Below are 16,291 nucleotides of genomic sequence, written 5' to 3'. Positions count from 1 at the left end.
AGATGGACTTCCGGCTCAGCGAGGAACAAGAGGCGCTGCGGGAGAGCGTGCGGGACTTCGCCCGCGAGGTGGTCGCCCCGGCCATCGCCGAGCACTACGAGCAGCACACCTTCCCGTACGAGATCGTCCGTCAGATGGGCAAGATGGGCCTGTTCGGTCTGCCCTTCCCCGAGGAGCACGGCGGCATGGGCGGCGACTACTTCGCGCTCTGCCTGGCCCTGGAGGAACTGGCCCGGGTCGACTCCAGCGTGGCCATCACCCTGGAGGCGGCGATCTCGCTCGGCGCGATGCCGATCTACCGGTTCGGCAGCGACGAGCAGAAGGCCCGGTGGCTGCCGAAGCTGCTCAGCGGCGAGGCCCTCGCGGGCTTCGGGCTGACGGAGCCGGGCACCGGCTCCGACGCGGGCGGCACGCAGACGAGGGCCGTGCTGGACGGCGACGAGTGGGTGATCAACGGATCGAAGGCGTTCATCACCAACTCCGGCACCGACATCACCGCGCTGGTCACGGTCACCGCGGTGACCGGCACGAAGCCGGACGGCTCGAAGGAGCTGTCCACCATCATCGTGCCGTCCGGCACGCCGGGCTTCAACGTCGCGCCCGGTTACTCCAAGGTGGGCTGGACCGCCTCGGACACCCACGAGCTCACCTTCGACGACTGCCGGGTGCCGGCGGAGAACCTGCTCGGCGAGCGCGGCCGGGGCTTCGCCCAGTTCCTGCGCATCCTCGACGAGGGGCGTATCGCCATCGCGGCCCTGGCCGTCGGCCTCGCCCAGGGCTGCGTCGACGAGTCGATCCGGTACGCGAAGGAGCGCGAGGCGTTCGGCCAGCCGATCGGCGCGTACCAGGCGATCCAGTTCAAGATCGCCGACATGGAGATGAAGGCGCACACCGCGCGGCTCGCGTACTACGACGCGGCCGCCCGGATGCTGGCCGGCGAGCCGTTCAAGCGGCAGGCGGCCATCGCCAAGCTGCACGCCAGCACCATCGCGGTGGACAACGCCCGCGAGGCCACCCAGATCCACGGCGGCTACGGCTTCATGAACGAGTACCCGGTGGCCCGCTTCTGGCGCGACTCGAAGATCCTGGAGATCGGCGAGGGCACCAGCGAGGTGCAGCGCATGGTCATCGCCCGCGATCTCGGCATGTGAGCGGAACCCGCCCGGGCCGTCGGACCCGGGCGGGCTCCACCGTCTGTCGGATATCGGCAGTGGACGGTCGGCTGCCCGACGATGGGCTGTGGAGCGTCCGACCCGATCCGTACTCTTCGTGCCCATGACTCCGGCTCATGATCGTTCGCGGAGCCCGGGCGGTCGTACCCCCCTGCCCGACCTGTTGCGCGGGCATCGGCTCGCCGCCGGGCTCACCCAGGCCGAGCTGGCCACCCGGGCCGGCGTCGGCGTGCGGACCGTCCGTGACCTGGAGCGGGGTCGGGCCACCCGACCCCAGCGCACCACCGTAGACCTGCTCGCCGACGCGCTGGGCCTGACCGGCCCGGCCCGGCAGGCGTTCCTCGCCGCCGCCCGCCCGGTCCAGACCGCCGCGCCCGACCCGCCGGCCGGCGGTCCCGATGCCGCCGCGGCCCACCTCCCGGTGAGCGGTCCCGATGTCGCCGCGCCGGGTCCGGCCGCGCGGCACCTTCCGGTCACCGGCGCCGCCGCCACCGATTCCGGTACGCCGATCGCGCTGCCCCAGCCGGTCCCGCTGGTCGGCCGGGACCGCGACGTCGACGAGGTGGCCGCCCTGCTCTCCGAGCGACCGGTGGTGAGCCTCGTCGGGCTGGCCGGTGTCGGCAAGACCGCGCTCGCCCTCACCGTCGCGTACCGGGCGGCCGCCGACCACCCGGCCGGCGTGGCCGGGGTGCTGGTCGGCGAGGGCTCCGACGCCGCCGACGTGCTCGCCGCCTCCGTCGCGGTGCTCGGCGTGAACCGGCTGGCCGACCTCTCCTGCCGGCTCGGTGGCCGGCCCGCGCTGCTGCTCGTGGACGCGGTGGAGCGGGCGCCCGGCCCGGTGGCCGAGGCCCTGCGCGCCCTGGTCGCGGCGGCGCCGACGCTGCGGGTGCTGGTCACCGGCCGGCGCCCGGTGGGGCTCCCCGGCGAGCTGGTCCGGCCGGTCGCGCCGCTCGACGTGCCGCCGGTCGGCCAGGACCCGGCCGACGTGACGGAGCTGGCCCGCTGGCCCGCGGCGACCCTGTTCACCGCCCGGCTCGCCCAGGCGCGCCGCGAACCGCCGACCCGGGCCGAGCTGCCGGCGCTCGCCGCGCTGGTGCGCCGCCTCGGCGGGCTGCCGCTGGCCATCGAGCTGATGGCCGCGCGCGGCCGGATCCTCGACGTCACCGAACTTCTCGACCGCTACGGCGACCGGGTCCTCGACCTGGCGGGCGGGCGTCCCGGCTGGGAGGCCGCCGACCTCGCCGCCGGCACGGTGACCCTGCGCGAGGCGGTGGCGACCAGCTACCACCTGCTCGCGCCCGCCGAACGGGCGGCGCTGCGCCGGCTCTCCGCGTTCCGCAACCGCTGGTCGGTGGAGCTGGCCGAGGACCTGCTCGCCGACGGCGAGGAGCGGCGGGACGCCGTGCCCCTGCTGGACCGGCTGCGGGAACTCGGGCTGCTCAGCGTCCGGGGCACCGGCCCGTTCCGGTTCCGCCTGCTGGACGCCGTCCGCGACTTCGCCACCGAGCAGGCCGCCGTCGAAGGGGAGTTGACCGGGATCCGCCGCCGGCACGCCGTGGTCGTGGCCGGGCTGGTGCGGCGGACCGCCCCCAACCTGGTCGGCGCGGAACTGCCTGACGCCGTGCACCTGCTCGACGAGGCGACCAGCGACATCACGGCCGCGCTGGCGCACGCCGCCGAGGACGATCCGGCGACCGCGCTGCTCCTGGCGGCGGCACTGCCCCGCTGGTGGCGGCTGCGCGGGCGGGACGTCTCCGGGCGCCGGTGGCTGCGCCGCCTGCTGGCCGATCCGCGTACCGCGGACGCGTCGCCGGTGCTGCGAGCCTGGGCGCTGCTCGGGACGGCCCGGCTCGCCGCCGAGCACGGTGCCGGCAACGTGGAGTTGCCGGCCGCCCGGAACGCGCTGGCGATCTTCCAGGCGGCCGGGAACGTGACCGGGGAGCTGTCGGCCCGGTCGGTGCTCTGCGTGCTGCTCAGCGCCGCCGGCACGCAGGGGCAGGCCCGGGAGCAGGCCGAGGCGGCACTGGAGCTGGCGACCCGGCACGGCCGGGTACGCGAGATGGCCGTCGCCCACCAGCACCTCGCCTGGCACGACGTACGGGTGGCGGACCTGGCCGGCGCGCGGCGCCGGCTGGCGACTGTCGACCGGCTGGCCACCCAGTGCGGGGAGCAGCGACTCCGCCTGCTGGCCCGGGCCGACCTGGCCGAGGTGATCCGGCTGGAGGGCCGGTACGTCGACGCCGTGGAGCAGGGGTGGCGGGTGGCGGGCGCGCTCGTCGAGCTGGGCGAACCGGGGCGGTGGCGGCGGGTGCTCGGCACGGTCGGGCTCGCACTCGCCCTGCAGGGACGGTCGGCGGAGGCGCTCGAGGTGGTGACCGAGCTGCGGCCCGCCCGGCCGGTGCCGGGGCGGCGGCGGCCAGGGAGCGCGGAGACCCTGGAAGCGCCCGGGGAGCGCCGGGACGTCCCGCCGGAGGACGTGGTCTGCGCGATCATCGAGGGCCATCTCGCCCTGCACCGGGGAGACCGGGAGCTGGCCGCGGAGTGGTTCAGCGCGGCGGCCGACTCCGCGGCCGGCGGTGGGGAGCGGCGCGACCTGGTGGAGGCACTGGTGGGGTTGGCGGCGAGCACCACCGACGTGGCGGTGCTGGACCGGCTGGACCGGGCCTGCCGGGCCACCGGGATCAGGCTGGTGCCCCGGGAGGAGGCCCTGCTCTACGCGCTGGTGGCCCGCCGGGAACGCGCCGGCCGGGGCGGCTGAGGCGGGCGGAACAGAAGGCGCGGGGGTGGCGCGAGCGAAGAAGCCCCCTGGTGCTGCCCCTCGCTCATCGCTCGCGCCGGCACCCCCCGGTGCCCCCCCGCTGTCCGGAAGCCTATCCAGCCAGCGCGGGAGATTTTTCCGATAAAGCGGCGTTCTGCCCCGGTGTCCCGTCGGTTCTGCCGGTCTTTCTGCCGGTGACCGACCGGTACGTCCCGGGCCGTCCGGCGATCAGCAGCCCGCGGGCGCCGGCTCGGTGCTGCCGGCGGTCGCCCCGGGGTGCACCGCGTCACGGACCCGGCGCAGCCCGTCCAGGACGGCCTCCAGCTGGGGTGGTGTGAGCTGACCGGTGAACCACTCCTCGATGATGCGCAGGTGCCCGGGCAGGGTGTCGTCCAGCCGGCTCAGGCCGGCCGCGGTGACCACCGCGTACGAGCTGCGCCGGTCGGAGGGGCAGGCCCGGCGGCGGAGGAGGCCGTCGCGCTCCATCCGGTCGACCACGCGGGTGACCCCGCTGGTGGACAGGGAGGTCTGCGCCGCGAGGTCGGTCATCCGCAGCTGGTGACCCGGCGACCGGGTGAGCCGCATCAGCACCTCGAACTCGACCGGGGAGAGGCCGTGCTCCTCGAACTGGGCGGCGAACCGGGCCGACAGCCCGGCGCTGGCCTCGAAGAGGAGGCCGATGGCGGTGATCCGGGGATCGTCGAACACGTTCTGGTCCACGTTGCCATCCTAGCAGTCCTTGACACAGGGAATATTGCTATGCCTATAGTTGCTCAGTCAGTCGTTGGGTTACTAAACAATCTTCCCTGGAGGACAGCAGCATGACCAGCAGCATCGAAGCGGTTACCCGCGACTGGGAGGGTCTCACCATCCCGACCGCCGGCACCTACCTGCTGGACGCGGCTCACAAGCGCGTCGGGTTCGTCGCCCGGCACATGATGGTCAGCAAGGTACGCGGCGAGTTCGCCGAGGCGAGCGCCACCATCACGGTGGCCGAGGACCCGACGCAGTCGTCGGTGACCGCCACCATCCAGGCGGCCAGCATCAACACCGCCCAGGCCGACCGCGACGCGCACCTGCGCAGCCCGGAGTTCCTCGACGCCGAGCAGTTCCCCACCCTGGAGTTCCGCAGCACCGGCGTGAAGTCCCGCGACGGCAACGAGTTCGTCCTCTCCGGTGAGCTCACGATCAAGGGCGTGACCCGCCCGGTCGACCTGGACGTCGAGTTCGAGGGCGTCGGCCGCAGCCCCTTCGGCCAGGACATCTTCGGCTTCTCGGCCTCCACCGAGATCGACCGCGAGGAGTTCGGCCTGACCTGGAACGTCGCCCTGGAGACCGGCGGCGTCCTGGTCGGCAAGAAGATCAAGATCGAGATCGAGGGCGAGGCCGTCCGCCAGGCCTGATCCTCCGCGTACGACCCCACGGGCCCGCGCCGTCACCCGACGGCGCGGGCCCGTCGTCGTACGCGGTCGGTGCGAATTGTCACGTGTTGTTCGGCGGTTGACCCCGGTGCCGCGGCCCCCGGCTGGGTAGGAGTGCAGACCTGCGCCCAGCCTCCGATCGGCGGCCCCGGGCGCACTTACGCACTCAACGTGAATGGTTCACAATGCGTTGCGGAACCGTACGGTTCCGTGGCGCCGGCGCCGGGAGGACAGATGGGCAGAGACGTCGAGCAGGGCGCCTTCTCCCGGGAGGACCGGGTCCGCTACCGGCAGAAGGTCCGGCGGTGCCTGGACGTCTTCGCGCTGATGCTGGACGACTTCGGCTTCGACGCCGACCGGCCGATGACCGGGCTGGAGATCGAGCTCAACCTGGTCGACGCCGCCGCCGAGCCGGCCATGCGCAACGACCAGATCCTGGCCGACATCGCCGACCCGCTCTTCCAGACCGAGCTGGGGCAGTTCAACCTGGAGCTGAACGCCTCCCCCCGGCTCATCGAGGGCACCGGCTTCGCCGACTACGCCCACGACCTGCGCAGCAGCCTGAGCCGCGCCGACGAGCGGGCCGCCAAGTCCGACGCCAAGATCGTGATGGTCGGCATCCTGCCCACCCTCACCGAGCGGCACCTGGTCGCCGACAACCTGTCCACCGACGAGCGCTACCGGGTGCTCAACGACCAGATCGTCGGGGCCCGGGGCGAGGACATCGAGCTGGACATCCGCGGCGTCGAGCGGCTGCGTACGCACACCGACTCGATCGCGCCCGAGGCCGCCTGCACCAGCCTCCAGTTCCACCTTCAGGTCGCGCCGGACAGCTTCGCCGACTACTGGAACGCCTCCCAGGCCATCGCGGGCGTGCAGGTGGCGGTCGGGGCCAACTCGCCGTTCCTCTACGGCCGGCAGCTCTGGGCGGAGACCCGGATCGCCCTGTTCGAGCAGGCCACCGACACCCGCCCGGACGAGCTGAAGGCCCAGGGCGTACGCCCCCGGGTGTGGTTCGGCGAGCGCTGGATCACCTCGATCTTCGACCTCTTCGAGGAGAACGTCCGCTACTTCCCGCCCCTGCTGCCGATCTGCGAGGACGAGGACCCGGTCGAGGTGCTGCACGCCGGCGGGGTGCCCCAGCTCGGCGAGCTGCGCCTGCACAACGGCACCGTCTACCGCTGGAACCGCCCGGTCTACGACATCATGGGCGGCCGCCCACACCTGCGGGTGGAGAACCGGGTGCTGCCGGCCGGGCCGACCGTGGTGGACATGCTCGCCAACGCGGCCTTCTACTTCGGCCTCGCCCGCGGCCTCGCCGAGGCGGACCGGCCGATCTGGAGCCAGCTCACCTTCAGCTCGGCCGAGGAGAACTTCCACGCCGCCGCCCGGCGCGGCATCAACGCCGCGCTGCACTGGCCCGGGCTCGGCGACGTGCCGGTCACCACGCTCGTCCTCGACACGCTGCTGCCCACCGCCGCGGAGGGGCTGGACCGGTTCGGCGTGGCCCCGGCCGAGCGCGACCGCCTCCTCGGGGTGATCGAGGAGCGGTGCCGCACCGGCCGCAACGGCGCGGTCTGGCAGACCGAGACGGTGTGGGCGGCCGAGCGCCACCGCGGCATGGACCGGAAGGCCGCCCTGCACCACATGGTCCAGCGCTACGCCGAGCTGCAACGCGCCAACGAACCCGTCCACACCTGGCCGGTCGACTGACCGCCGCCGAGGGCTGGGAACTGTCCGGCGGCCCGGCCACGTCGAGCCGGCTTCGCCCTGCGCCGGTCGGCGTCAGCGGTTGCGGCGACGGGCCTTCGGGTCGGTGAGCGGGGCGCTCGCGGCGCTCTCCGGTGCGCCCGCCGGCTCGCTCCCGCCCGGCGTCTCCCTGGTCTCCGAATCCGCCGCCGCCGGATCGGCGCCGGTCCGGGCCGGTTCGATGCGGATCGCCGAGCCGGACTCCGGGCGCCGCTGGGGCGGTACGGCCCGGCCACGCCGGCCACCCGCCGCCGCCCGCGCGGTGTCGTCCGGTGTGCCGGCGGGTGTCGTCGCATCCCGTCGATCCGCCTTCGCCGGCCCGCCGCCGGTGCGCGCGGACGGGACCGGGTCACCGGGCCCGTCCGGGGAGGTGACCGGCCGGCCCGGCTCGACCGGCGTGACGGGCCCCCCGGTCGGGTCTGTCCCGCCGGCCTGGCTCTCGGCACCCGGCGAGGCCGGCCCGGGACCGGCCGGGCGGCGCCCGAAGAACCGGCGTGCCGGCTTGTCCCCGGTCGGCTTGTCGTCGGTCGGCCAGCCCTCGGTGGATTCGTCGGCCGGCGGTTCGTCGTCGGGGGCGGTCAGCTCGTCCGCCTCCCCGGTGCGCTGGCGGGGCACACGGACGCCGGCCCACTCGGTGGCGCGGCTTCCGGCCCGCTGGGCCAGCGCGGCCATCAGGGCCGAGCCGCCGATCCCGGCGATCACCGCGTACGGGGCGATCAGGTGGGCCGACACCTGCTCGGCGGCGATCCCGGCGAGCCTCGGCACGGCGAGCAGGTAGGCCAGCGCGACCAGCAGCGGACCGGCCGCCCCGGAGGCCGCCGCCCCGACCCGCCGCTCCGGCACGCGGACCGCCCGCCGGGCGGCCAGCACCCCGATCAGCAGGGCGGAACCGAGCGAGAGCAGTGCCCCCGGCCAGTAGAAGTAGTCGCGGATCCAGAACCGGCCGCTGTCCGCGCTGATCTGCCAGATGCCGAGCTGGGCGGTGGTCAGACCACGGCCGGAGAGCACCCCGTCGACCACCGACACCACGGCGAGCAGCCAGAGCCAGCCGGTGGTGGCGATGAGGTTGGTGGCGGCGGCCCGGGTGTGCAGCGCCCACGTCGCGAGCAGCACGCCGAGCACCAGCCCGGCGGCCGCGTACCCGGCGGCCACGGCCTGCGGCGAGGACGTGTCCGGCACGCGGGCGGCCCGGGCCGGCACGGCCACCAGCAGGACGGTGATCACCGCGCCCACCCCGGCGGCGAGCGCCAGGCCGAGCCGCGGCAGGATGCCCGCCGGCTCGTCGTCGTCGGCGCCGCGCAGCCGCTGGGCGCAGACCGCGCCGGCGATCACCGACGTCGCGGAGATCCAGGTGGCCCAGGCGAGGCTGGCCACCCAGGCCGCGTCGACGCGGGCGGCGCCGGCCGGCGCCCAGTTGATGATGCCGAGCCCGTAGCCGAAGCCGAGCTGTGCGGCGCCCGCACCGGCGGCGACGCCGAGCGCGGCGGCGGTCGATCCTCCCCAGCCCCGTCTGGCCATGCCGGGGAGCGTAGCGTCCCAAGGTCGGCGCGGCGAGTGGTGGCGGAGCCCGGATCGGCCGCGAGGGGCTTGGTGGCGCCGGATACGGTCGCCGGTGACTGAGGCGAGGGACGTGATGACGGACGAGGGGTACCCGGACGGGCAGCCGGGTGTACGCGCCGAACCCGGGCGGGACCGGACCCGGCTGCTCCTCGGTGGCGGCCTGGCGATGGTCCTGCTGGCGGTGATCGGGGCGAGCGGCGGCTGGATCCTGGCCGGTGAGCCGGACGGACCGACCCCGCCGCCCGTGGCGGTCCCCACCGCACCCACGGTCGACGCCACCACTCCGACCGCCGCCGAGCCGAGCACCGGCGACGACCGGCCGACCGGTACGCGCACCACCACCCCCGCCGGCCTGACCGTTCCCCAGCTGGTGGGCACCGACTTCGAGCAGGTCCGCCGGGAGCTGCGGGAGCGCAAGCTCGGCTGGCGGCTGCTGTTCGGCAACGGCTCCGGCCGTACCGTCCAGCGCACCTCGCCCGCCCCCGGCACGCCGGTGAAGCGCGGCGTCACCGTCACCCTCTGGGTCGCCGGCCCGGCGCCGACCGTCGCCGTGCCCGACCTGCTCGCCCAGGGCTGCGCCGACGCGGCGGACGACCTGGTGGCGGCCGGTCTCTACCCCCGCTACCGCACCGGCCGCGAGGGTCCGGTCGCCGCGCAGGACCCGGTACCCGGAAGCGCGGCCCGGTGGAACGACCCGGTGACCCTCACCTGCGGCGACGGGCCCTCCACCGCGCCGACCGCCAGTCCGCTTCCCTCGCCGTGACGGGCGGCCCGGCGCGCTGATGCCTGCCGATGGTGGGGCGGACGGCTACCGTGGACGGCGGAGGGCCAGGCCGCCCTGTCCCGGTGGGGAAAGGACGTGCGATGAGCGACGACCGCCAGGAGCCGCCCGCCGAGGACCCGGACGCCACGAGGGCCCTGCCTCCCGACCCGGACGTCACCCGCGCCACGCCGCCCGACCGCCCCGCCACGCCCGAGGACGCTGACGCGACCCGGGCGATGCCCCGTGAACCGTCCCGGGGCGAGGACGCCGACGCGACCCGCGCCATGCCGCGAAACCCGGCCGCCGCCGAGGATGCCGACGCGACCCGCCCGATGCCCGGCGGTGCCGCCGCGCGGCGGCCGCTCGACGCCACCGCCCGCGAGGAGCCGGTCAGTCCCGCCTGGTCCGGGCGCGCCGGAGTGCCGCCACCCCGGCCGGCCGGCTATCCGGAGCCTGGCAGCGAGTGGTACCCGGAGGAGCAGTCGGGTCGTCGCTGGTGGATGCCGATCCTGCTGGGCATCCTCGCGCTGGTGCTAATCGCGCTGATCGGCCTGGGTGTCTGGCTCGCGCTCCGCGCGGCGGACCGCGACGCCGAGCCGGGCCTGGCGCCCTCGACCGCGCCGAGCATCGCCCCGCAGACCAGCGCGACGCCGAGTACGGCCGCGCCGACCAGCTCGCCGCCGAGCGGCCCGCCGACCACCACGGCGGCCGCCGAGGTGCCGATGCCGCCGCTGGTGGGGCTGCCGGAGTCCGCCGCCCGGGCGGCCCTCGACCGGCTGGGCGTGGACTACCGGGTGCGCTACCGGACGTCGGACCGGCCGGCCGGAACGGTGATCGACACCAGCCCGGGGGCCGGTGAGCCGGTCGCCGAGGGGGACCGGGTCAGCATCGTGGTGGCGCGGGCCGCGGAGCCGACGACGGAGCCGACCACCTCGACGCCTTCCCCGACGGCCACCGCCACCGGCTGAGCCGTCACCGGCCGAGGGTCACCACTGGCGGCGTCGGGTGCCGACCAGGCCCAGCCCGGCCAGCGAGATGCCGAGGCCGAGCAGGCCCGAGTAGAACAGCGACCGGCTGAGTTCGGTGGCGGCCGACGGGCGCTCCGCGAGCGCGGCCTCCCCGGCCCCGGCCCCGCCCCCGGCATGGTCGGGGGTCGGCGGGGGGACGAGGTCCCCGCCCCGCGCGTCGGCCACCGGTGGATCGACCCAGGCCGGCCCGTCGTCCTCGGTGGCCGGCCGGTTGCCCTCACCGGCCACGGTGATCTCCGGAGCCGGGACCGGCTCCGTCAACTCCTGGGTCGCGGAGAAGGCGGGGTGGCGGACCACGAGCGCGAGTGCGGTCGCGACGCCGAGGAACGCGAGGAGCCCGAAGGCGTAACCGATACGGGACCGGTGGTGCCGCCGCGCGGCGGGCAGATTGACCATGACCATCCCAGGTTCAGGGTCCGGAGCGCGCGGGGTGGAGCGTTCGCCGGGGTGGGCGTACCGATTCTATGGCGGCGGTACGCCCCCCGACCGGGATTCGTGAGGTCAGCCGACCCGGACCGGAGTCCGGACCACCGGACGGCGGGCCGTCCGGACGGTGTGCTGGCGCGGTGCCGGCGCGGCCTGGAGGTGCCGCAGCCCCTCCTGCTGTACGAAGATCGACCGCCGGTTGACCGCGTCCCCCGCCGCGTTCAACTCGTAGCCGTCGAGCCAGAGCCAACCGTCATAGGTCGGCCAGTCGAGCACCCGGATCACCCGGAACATGATCGGTCGGAGGAACTGGACACTCGCCGCGCGCGTCACGTGCAGTACGTCACCGGAGCGGGGAAGCACATGGGCTCCTGGGAATGATCGGCCGGCGGGCGGGCCGGCGTGGGCTGATCTGGGGGACAGGGCGGTCCGGTGACGGGGGATCTACCTCGTGGGCCGGCTGATCAGTGGGTCGGTGCTGGTCGGGCCGTACCCGCGGTGGCGGACCGCCACCCGACCATCACCCGGCTGCTCCCGGTTACCGCTCCCGCCGCCACAGCCAAGCTGGCATGCAGCGGCGGGGTCTTCATCCCGGGGCAGGTCGCAGGGCGCGGGACGGCTCCCCTCCCGCCGTCCCGCGGCCCGTGGTGCGACCACGCCCGGAGATCATGCGAAGACGGTGAGTAACCCGTGCCATACCGACAGAGTGCATCAGCGACGTGCTTCATGCAAGTTGCACGTCGACTTTTGCCGATACGCGAGCAGGACACGTGAACGGGACGCTTGAAGCCTCAGGTCCCGGGGCGGCACACTGGACGCCGGTTTCGCCCGTCGCGGCCGGTCGACGACCGGCACCACCCCCTGCCGCGAACGCTCGCCCGCCGTACGCCGGTCGCGCCCACGGCGGGTGTGAAACCGGGCGCGACCGACCGGAGGTAGCCGGGTGCGCGCGAGGAGTGGGAATCCCCGTCCATCGTCCCGTGGGGTGACGTCGTGAGCGAACGGCGCAGCCCGACCATCCGGCGTCGACGCCTGGGGGCGGAACTCCGCCGGCAGCGGGAAGCCGCCGGCATCACCATCGAGACGGTCGCCGAGCAGTTGGAGTGCTCGGCCTCCAAGATCTCCCGTATCGAGACCGGTCACACCACAGCGACGCCCCGGGACGTGCGGGACATGCTCCGCATCTACGGGGTGGTCGGCGCCGAGAGCGACGAGCTGGTGCAGATCGCCCGCGAGGCCCGGCAGAAGGGCTGGTGGCATCCGTACAGCACGGTGCTGGTCGGGGCGTACGTGGGACTGGAGGCGGCGGCCAGCTCGATCCGGGCGTACGAACAACAGGTCGTGCCGGGCCTGTTGGAGACCGAGGAGTACGCGGGGGCGATGATCCGGGCCGCTCGGCCCGACTTCACCGCCGAACAGGTCGAACAGCGGGTGCGTGTCCGACTGGGCCGTCAGTCGTTGTTGACCCAGGACGATCCGGTCGATCTGTGGGTGGTGCTCGATGAGGCGGTGCTGAGCCGGCCGGTTGGCGGCGACGCGGTGATGCGTGGCCAGCTCAAACGGCTGGTGGAGGTGGCCGAACTGCCGAACGTGACGTTGCAGGTTCTGCCCTTCGAGGTGGGCGCGCACGCCGGCATGGACGGGACCTTCACGATCCTCAGCTTCCCCGAACCGAGTGATCCCGATGTCGTGTACGCGGAGAACGCCACGGGTGGGCTCTTCCTCGAGAAGAGCGACGAGCTACAGAAGTACAGCTTCATCTTCGATCACATTCGAGCAGCGGCCATTCGCCCGGAGGAATCCATCGCACACATCGCAAAACTGGCAGAGGAGCCGTTGTGGAAATGGCGACCAAGGAGTTCCCCGTGGACCTGACGCAGGCGACGTGGTTCAAGAGCTCGAAGAGCGGGCCGAACTGTGACAACTGCGTGGAGGTCGCGTATGTGACCGGGGCGGTCGGCGTCCGGGACTCGAAGGACAGGACCGGCCCGGCCCTGGTCTTCGCCCCGGGTGACTGGCACGCCTTCGTCGCCGGCGCCAGGGGCGGTGCGTTCGCCGGGGACTGATTCCGGTGGCCCGCCCCCAGAAGCGTGGTCCCGCCCGGCAGTGCCGCCGGGCGGGACCATTTCGTCTGCGGCCGGCCGGTCCCGGGCACCCGTCGCCAGTTCCGTTCCGCCTCGTTGAACCGCACAGATCGGCAACCGAGCGAGGCAGGCGAGACGGATGACGACGATCGGTTCAGAGAATCTGACCAACGGCCCGGGCAAACCCGAGCGGTTCGGTGGCAAGTACCGCGGGGCGCGCCGGGACAGCGTCCTCACCGAGGTGGGCTCCGGGGACGCCGAGGTCGGCCGGGACGTCGCCGCGCCGGAACAGCCCGGCCCGCCGCTCTCGCTGCCGTCGCTCGACCCGAACCCGCTCACTGAGCCGTCCTTCCCGCTGACCGGCTGGCCGATGGAGCAGCAGGAGTCCCTCGTGGACCATCCGCTGCTGCGCGGTCTGCTGATGGAGCTGCCGCCGAAGGGCAGCGTGCCCCCGCCGGGCTGGCTGGACCGCTGGTTCGAGGCGACCCGGGCGATCCTGGAGCTGCTATACGTGCAGGGGGCGACCCGCCCGCGCTGACGCCGTGGCCGCTGGCGGCAGCGCCCGCTCGGCGAGGCGGTTGTGCCGCAGGGCGTGGCGTACCCCGATCGCGATCACACCGAGCACCGCGACGGTGATCGCCGGCCCGGCGACGGCCGGTCCGGCGAACAGGTCGACGCCCGCGGCCGGCAGCACCGCGCCGAGCGCGGCCAGTGCCGTCACCTGGAGCGGCAGCCCGATCAGGGGATGCGCCGCGGCGGCCCGCAGCCCGTGCGGGGCCGGGGTGTCCGGCGCGGCGGCGAACGCGCCCGCGCCGGCCCGCAGCCACCGGACCCGGCGTACCGTGCAGACGGCCACGACCAGCGCCGGGGCCGCCGCGAGGGTGAGCCCGGCCGCGGCCCGGTCGAGCGCCGTCGTGCCGGCGCTCTGCAGGCCCACCGCGAGGACCGTCGCGGTCAGCGCCAGGCCGGTGAGGACCAGGGCGGACAACCATCCGGTACGCCGTCGCAGCGCGCGGGCGCGGTCCAGCCGGGGCAGCCCGTCCGCCACCACGCCGGCGGCCAGCCAGACGGCGGCGACGGGAAGCAGCACGGTGAGAGGCTCGTCCATGGTGTCCAGCCTGGCCCGGATCGACGCCCACCGAATCCGGGGCGGCACCCCGGTTCCTCCCGTACGCCTCCCGTAGGGGTCATCCCGTCGGCGTTATGGCGGATCCGGCATGTTCACAGCGTCCGCACCGCTGACCTAGCCTGTTAACGATCGGTCAGCGTCGATCGGACCGCGGCAGCCGCCGTGCGTCGTCGACGAAACGGCGGTGAACGGTCCCCTGAGCCAACCTCTCCCACCGGCGTCCGGCGGTCCCCCTCGGGGTGGCCGCCGGGCGTCGTTGCGGGCTCAGACGTCGAAGGTGGCCGGGCGTTCCGTGGCCGGAGGCGGCGGGGTGGCCTTCCACACGCCGGACTTCTGCGCGGCCAGCCGGGCCAGGTAGGCCGGGTTGAGGATGACGTAGCGGCGCCAGAGTCGCTTCGGCTCCAGGCCGAGCCGCCAGAACCACTCCAGCCCGGCCCGCTGCATCCACGGCGGCGGGTTGCGCAGCAGCCCCGCGTGGTAGTCGAACGCCGCGCCGACGGCCATCAGCGGCATGTCCAGCAGCGGCCGCATGGCGTAGGTGAAGACCTCCTGCCGGGGGCAGCCCAGCCCGACCAGCACGAGCCGGGCGCCGCTGGCCTTGATCCGATCGGCGATCTCGGCGTCCTCGCCCGGCTGGAGCGACCGGAACTTGGACGGCTCGACGCCGGCGATCTTCAGCGCCGGGAACTTCTGCTCCAGGGCCGGGACCAGGCGGGACAGGGTCGCCTCGGTGGAGCCGTAGAGGTAGACCGGCAGCCCATCGTCGGCGAAGCGGGCGAGCACCCGCAGGGTGAGTTCCGGCCCGTAGACCCGGTCGGTGAGGCCGGCGCCGTGCAGCAGGTTGAGCGCCCAGCGCACCGGCTGCCCGTCGGGGGTGACCACGTCGAAGGAGTTGAGCCGGGCGTTGTGCGCCCGGTCGAGCACCCCGGTCATCACGCCGTGCACGGCCAGCGCCGTGAGGGCCAGCGGGCGCCGGTCGTGCGCGGCCGCCACCACGGCCTCGGTCGCCCGGGCGTAGTCGGTCGCGTCGACGAGTACGCCGAGCACGTTCCGCTTGGTGCCGGTGGTCATGCCTTCGGCACCCACTTGTCGACGTTCGCCTCGTAGATCTCGCGCAGGATCATCGGCACGTCGTAGGTGATCTTCCAGTTCGGGTAGTGCTCCTCGAACCGGGCCATGCTGCTGACGTACCACTGGTGGTCGCCGGTGCGGGCCTGCTCGACGTAGTTGATCTTCGCTACCCGACCGGTGATCTCCTCGGCGATCCGGAACGCCTCGATGTGCGAGGTGTTCGAGTGCCGGCCACCGCCGAGGTTGTAGACCTGCGCCGAACGCGGTTCGCGGAAGAACGCCTCGAACGCGCTGAGCACGTCCCGCGAGTGGATGGCGTCCCGGACCATCTTCCCCTTGTAGCCGAAGAGGTTGTACGTCCGGCCTTCCATGACGCAGCGCATCAGGTAGGCCAGGAAGCCGTGCAGCTCGGCGGCGGAGTGCGCCGGGCCGGTGAGCGTGCCGCCCCGGAAGCAGGCGGTCTTCATGTCGAAGTACCGGCCGTACTCCTGGACCATCACGTCCGAGGCGACCTTCGAGGCGCCGAAGATCGAGTGCAGCGACTCGTCGATCGACATGTCCTCAGTGATGCCGTCGTACCAGTGGTGGTCCTCGGGCAGCTCGTAGCGCGTCTCCAGCTCGATGAGCGGCAGCGTGTTCGGGCGGTCGCCGTAGACCTTGTTGGTGGAACAGTGGATGAACGGCGCGTCGATGGCGTGCCGCCGGGTGTTCTCCAGCACGTTGAGCGTGCCGCCGGCGTTGACGTCGAAGTCGGTGTACGGCTCCTTGGCGGCCCAGTCGTGGCTCGGCTGGGCGGCGCTGTGGATCACCACGGCGATGTCCGAGCCGTACTTCTTGAAGACCTGCTCCAGGCCGTCCCGGTCCCGGATGTCCACGGCGTGGTGGGTGTAGGCGCGGCCCAGCTCACCGGCGAGCCGGTCGAGGCTCCAGGCCGTCGAGCCGTCCTCGCCGAAGAAGTAGCGCCGCATGTCGTTGTCGATGCCGACCACGTCGAGACCGAGCCCGGCGAAGTGCCGGGCCGCCTCGGAGCCGATCAGACCGCCCGAACCGGTCACCAACGCGACACTCACACGCCACTCCTGGTCCATCTGGGGCAGGGAAACCATCGGAGCATAGCGTGACGTCCGGCA

General features: G+C 73.9%; 15 protein-coding genes and 1 pseudogene. 9 read left to right on the top strand and 7 right to left on the bottom strand.

Annotated features, from left to right (window positions below; translation table 11 throughout):
* Positions 1-2 precede the first annotated feature (2 nt).
* Both NFX44_RS19275 and NFX44_RS19270 read left to right on the top strand, forming a co-directional pair.
* Positions 3-1,151 carry an acyl-CoA dehydrogenase family protein gene (locus NFX44_RS19275; protein ID WP_262284952.1) on the top strand — a complete coding sequence of 383 codons (1,149 nt, stop codon included), beginning with the start codon at positions 3-5 and terminating at the stop codon, positions 1,149-1,151.
* Between the two features lie 124 nt (positions 1,152-1,275).
* A complete protein-coding gene (locus tag NFX44_RS19270) occupies positions 1,276-3,930 on the top strand; it encodes a helix-turn-helix domain-containing protein (RefSeq protein ID WP_262284951.1) in 2,655 nt (884 codons plus the stop codon).
* A 228-nt stretch (positions 3,931-4,158) separates the two neighbouring features.
* Here the strand turns inward: NFX44_RS19270 and NFX44_RS19265 are convergent, their stop codons facing one another.
* Positions 4,159-4,650, bottom strand: a complete 492-nt coding sequence (locus NFX44_RS19265) for a MarR family winged helix-turn-helix transcriptional regulator (protein WP_262284950.1) — start codon at positions 4,648-4,650, stop codon at positions 4,159-4,161.
* A 101-nt stretch (positions 4,651-4,751) separates the two neighbouring features.
* On the opposite strand from NFX44_RS19265, the gene NFX44_RS19260 reads away from it, so the two are divergent.
* Both NFX44_RS19260 and NFX44_RS19255 read left to right on the top strand, forming a co-directional pair.
* The gene (locus NFX44_RS19260; protein WP_262284949.1) at positions 4,752-5,333 is read left to right on the top strand and encodes a YceI family protein; all 582 of its coding nucleotides are present in this window, start codon (positions 4,752-4,754) and stop codon (positions 5,331-5,333) included.
* A gap of 252 nt (positions 5,334-5,585) precedes the next feature.
* On the top strand, positions 5,586-7,064 hold the full coding sequence (locus NFX44_RS19255; RefSeq protein ID WP_262284948.1) for a glutamate--cysteine ligase: 1,479 nt from the start codon (positions 5,586-5,588) through the stop codon (positions 7,062-7,064).
* Between the two features lie 684 nt (positions 7,065-7,748).
* On the opposite strand, the pseudogene NFX44_RS33255 reads toward NFX44_RS19255, so the two are convergent.
* Positions 7,749-8,618, bottom strand: a pseudogene (locus NFX44_RS33255) (hypothetical protein); the annotation flags it as partial.
* Positions 8,619-8,712: 94 nt separating this feature from the next.
* Here NFX44_RS33255 and NFX44_RS19245 point away from each other — a divergent pair.
* A complete protein-coding gene (locus tag NFX44_RS19245; protein ID WP_262284946.1) occupies positions 8,713-9,423 on the top strand; it encodes a PASTA domain-containing protein in 711 nt (236 codons plus the stop codon).
* A gap of 101 nt (positions 9,424-9,524) precedes the next feature.
* A complete protein-coding gene (locus tag NFX44_RS19240; RefSeq protein WP_262284945.1) occupies positions 9,525-10,391 on the top strand; it encodes a PASTA domain-containing protein in 867 nt (288 codons plus the stop codon).
* A gap of 18 nt (positions 10,392-10,409) precedes the next feature.
* Here NFX44_RS19240 and NFX44_RS19235 read toward each other — a convergent pair whose 3' ends face one another.
* Entirely contained in the window at positions 10,410-10,853 is a 444-nt protein-coding gene (locus tag NFX44_RS19235; RefSeq protein WP_262284944.1) for a hypothetical protein, read from the bottom strand.
* A gap of 99 nt (positions 10,854-10,952) precedes the next feature.
* Positions 10,953-11,240, bottom strand: a complete 288-nt coding sequence (locus tag NFX44_RS19230; RefSeq protein ID WP_262284943.1) for a hypothetical protein — start codon at positions 11,238-11,240, stop codon at positions 10,953-10,955.
* A 630-nt stretch (positions 11,241-11,870) separates the two neighbouring features.
* Between NFX44_RS19230 and NFX44_RS19225 the strand changes: the two genes are divergently transcribed.
* From NFX44_RS19225 to NFX44_RS19215, 3 genes are all read left to right on the top strand, one after another.
* Entirely contained in the window at positions 11,871-12,752 is an 882-nt protein-coding gene (locus tag NFX44_RS19225) for a helix-turn-helix transcriptional regulator (RefSeq protein ID WP_189197556.1), read from the top strand.
* A complete protein-coding gene (locus NFX44_RS19220) occupies positions 12,722-12,943 on the top strand; it encodes a DUF397 domain-containing protein (protein WP_262284942.1) in 222 nt (73 codons plus the stop codon). The genes NFX44_RS19225 and NFX44_RS19220 overlap by 31 nt, the downstream gene beginning before the upstream one ends.
* Positions 12,944-13,100: 157 nt before the next feature.
* Complete coding sequence (locus tag NFX44_RS19215; RefSeq protein ID WP_262284941.1) at positions 13,101-13,499, top strand: hypothetical protein; 399 nt, start codon at positions 13,101-13,103, stop codon at positions 13,497-13,499.
* Here NFX44_RS19215 and NFX44_RS19210 read toward each other — a convergent pair.
* The 3 genes from NFX44_RS19210 to NFX44_RS19200 all read right to left on the bottom strand — a co-directional run bounded on the left by NFX44_RS19210 (position 13,467) and on the right by NFX44_RS19200 (position 16,267).
* Positions 13,467-14,069, bottom strand: coding sequence for a hypothetical protein (locus NFX44_RS19210; protein ID WP_262284940.1), 603 nt, complete (start codon positions 14,067-14,069; stop codon positions 13,467-13,469). The two genes, NFX44_RS19215 and NFX44_RS19210, sit on opposite strands and share 33 nt — an antisense overlap.
* Before the next feature lie 285 nt (positions 14,070-14,354).
* Entirely contained in the window at positions 14,355-15,161 is an 807-nt protein-coding gene (locus NFX44_RS19205; RefSeq protein ID WP_262284939.1) for a WecB/TagA/CpsF family glycosyltransferase, read from the bottom strand.
* Entirely contained in the window at positions 15,158-16,267 is a 1,110-nt protein-coding gene (locus tag NFX44_RS19200; RefSeq protein ID WP_262284938.1) for an NAD-dependent epimerase/dehydratase family protein, read from the bottom strand. The genes NFX44_RS19205 and NFX44_RS19200 overlap by 4 nt, the downstream gene beginning before the upstream one ends.
* Positions 16,268-16,291: the final 24 nt, after the last annotated feature.

The sequence above is a fragment of the Micromonospora sp. MA102 genome (assembly GCF_025460765.1).
GTDB classification, from domain to species: Bacteria; Actinomycetota; Actinomycetes; order Mycobacteriales; family Micromonosporaceae; genus Micromonospora; species Micromonospora halotolerans.
The sequence above is the reverse complement of the archived record's forward strand: the minus strand, read 5'-3'. Positions and strand labels throughout refer to the sequence as shown.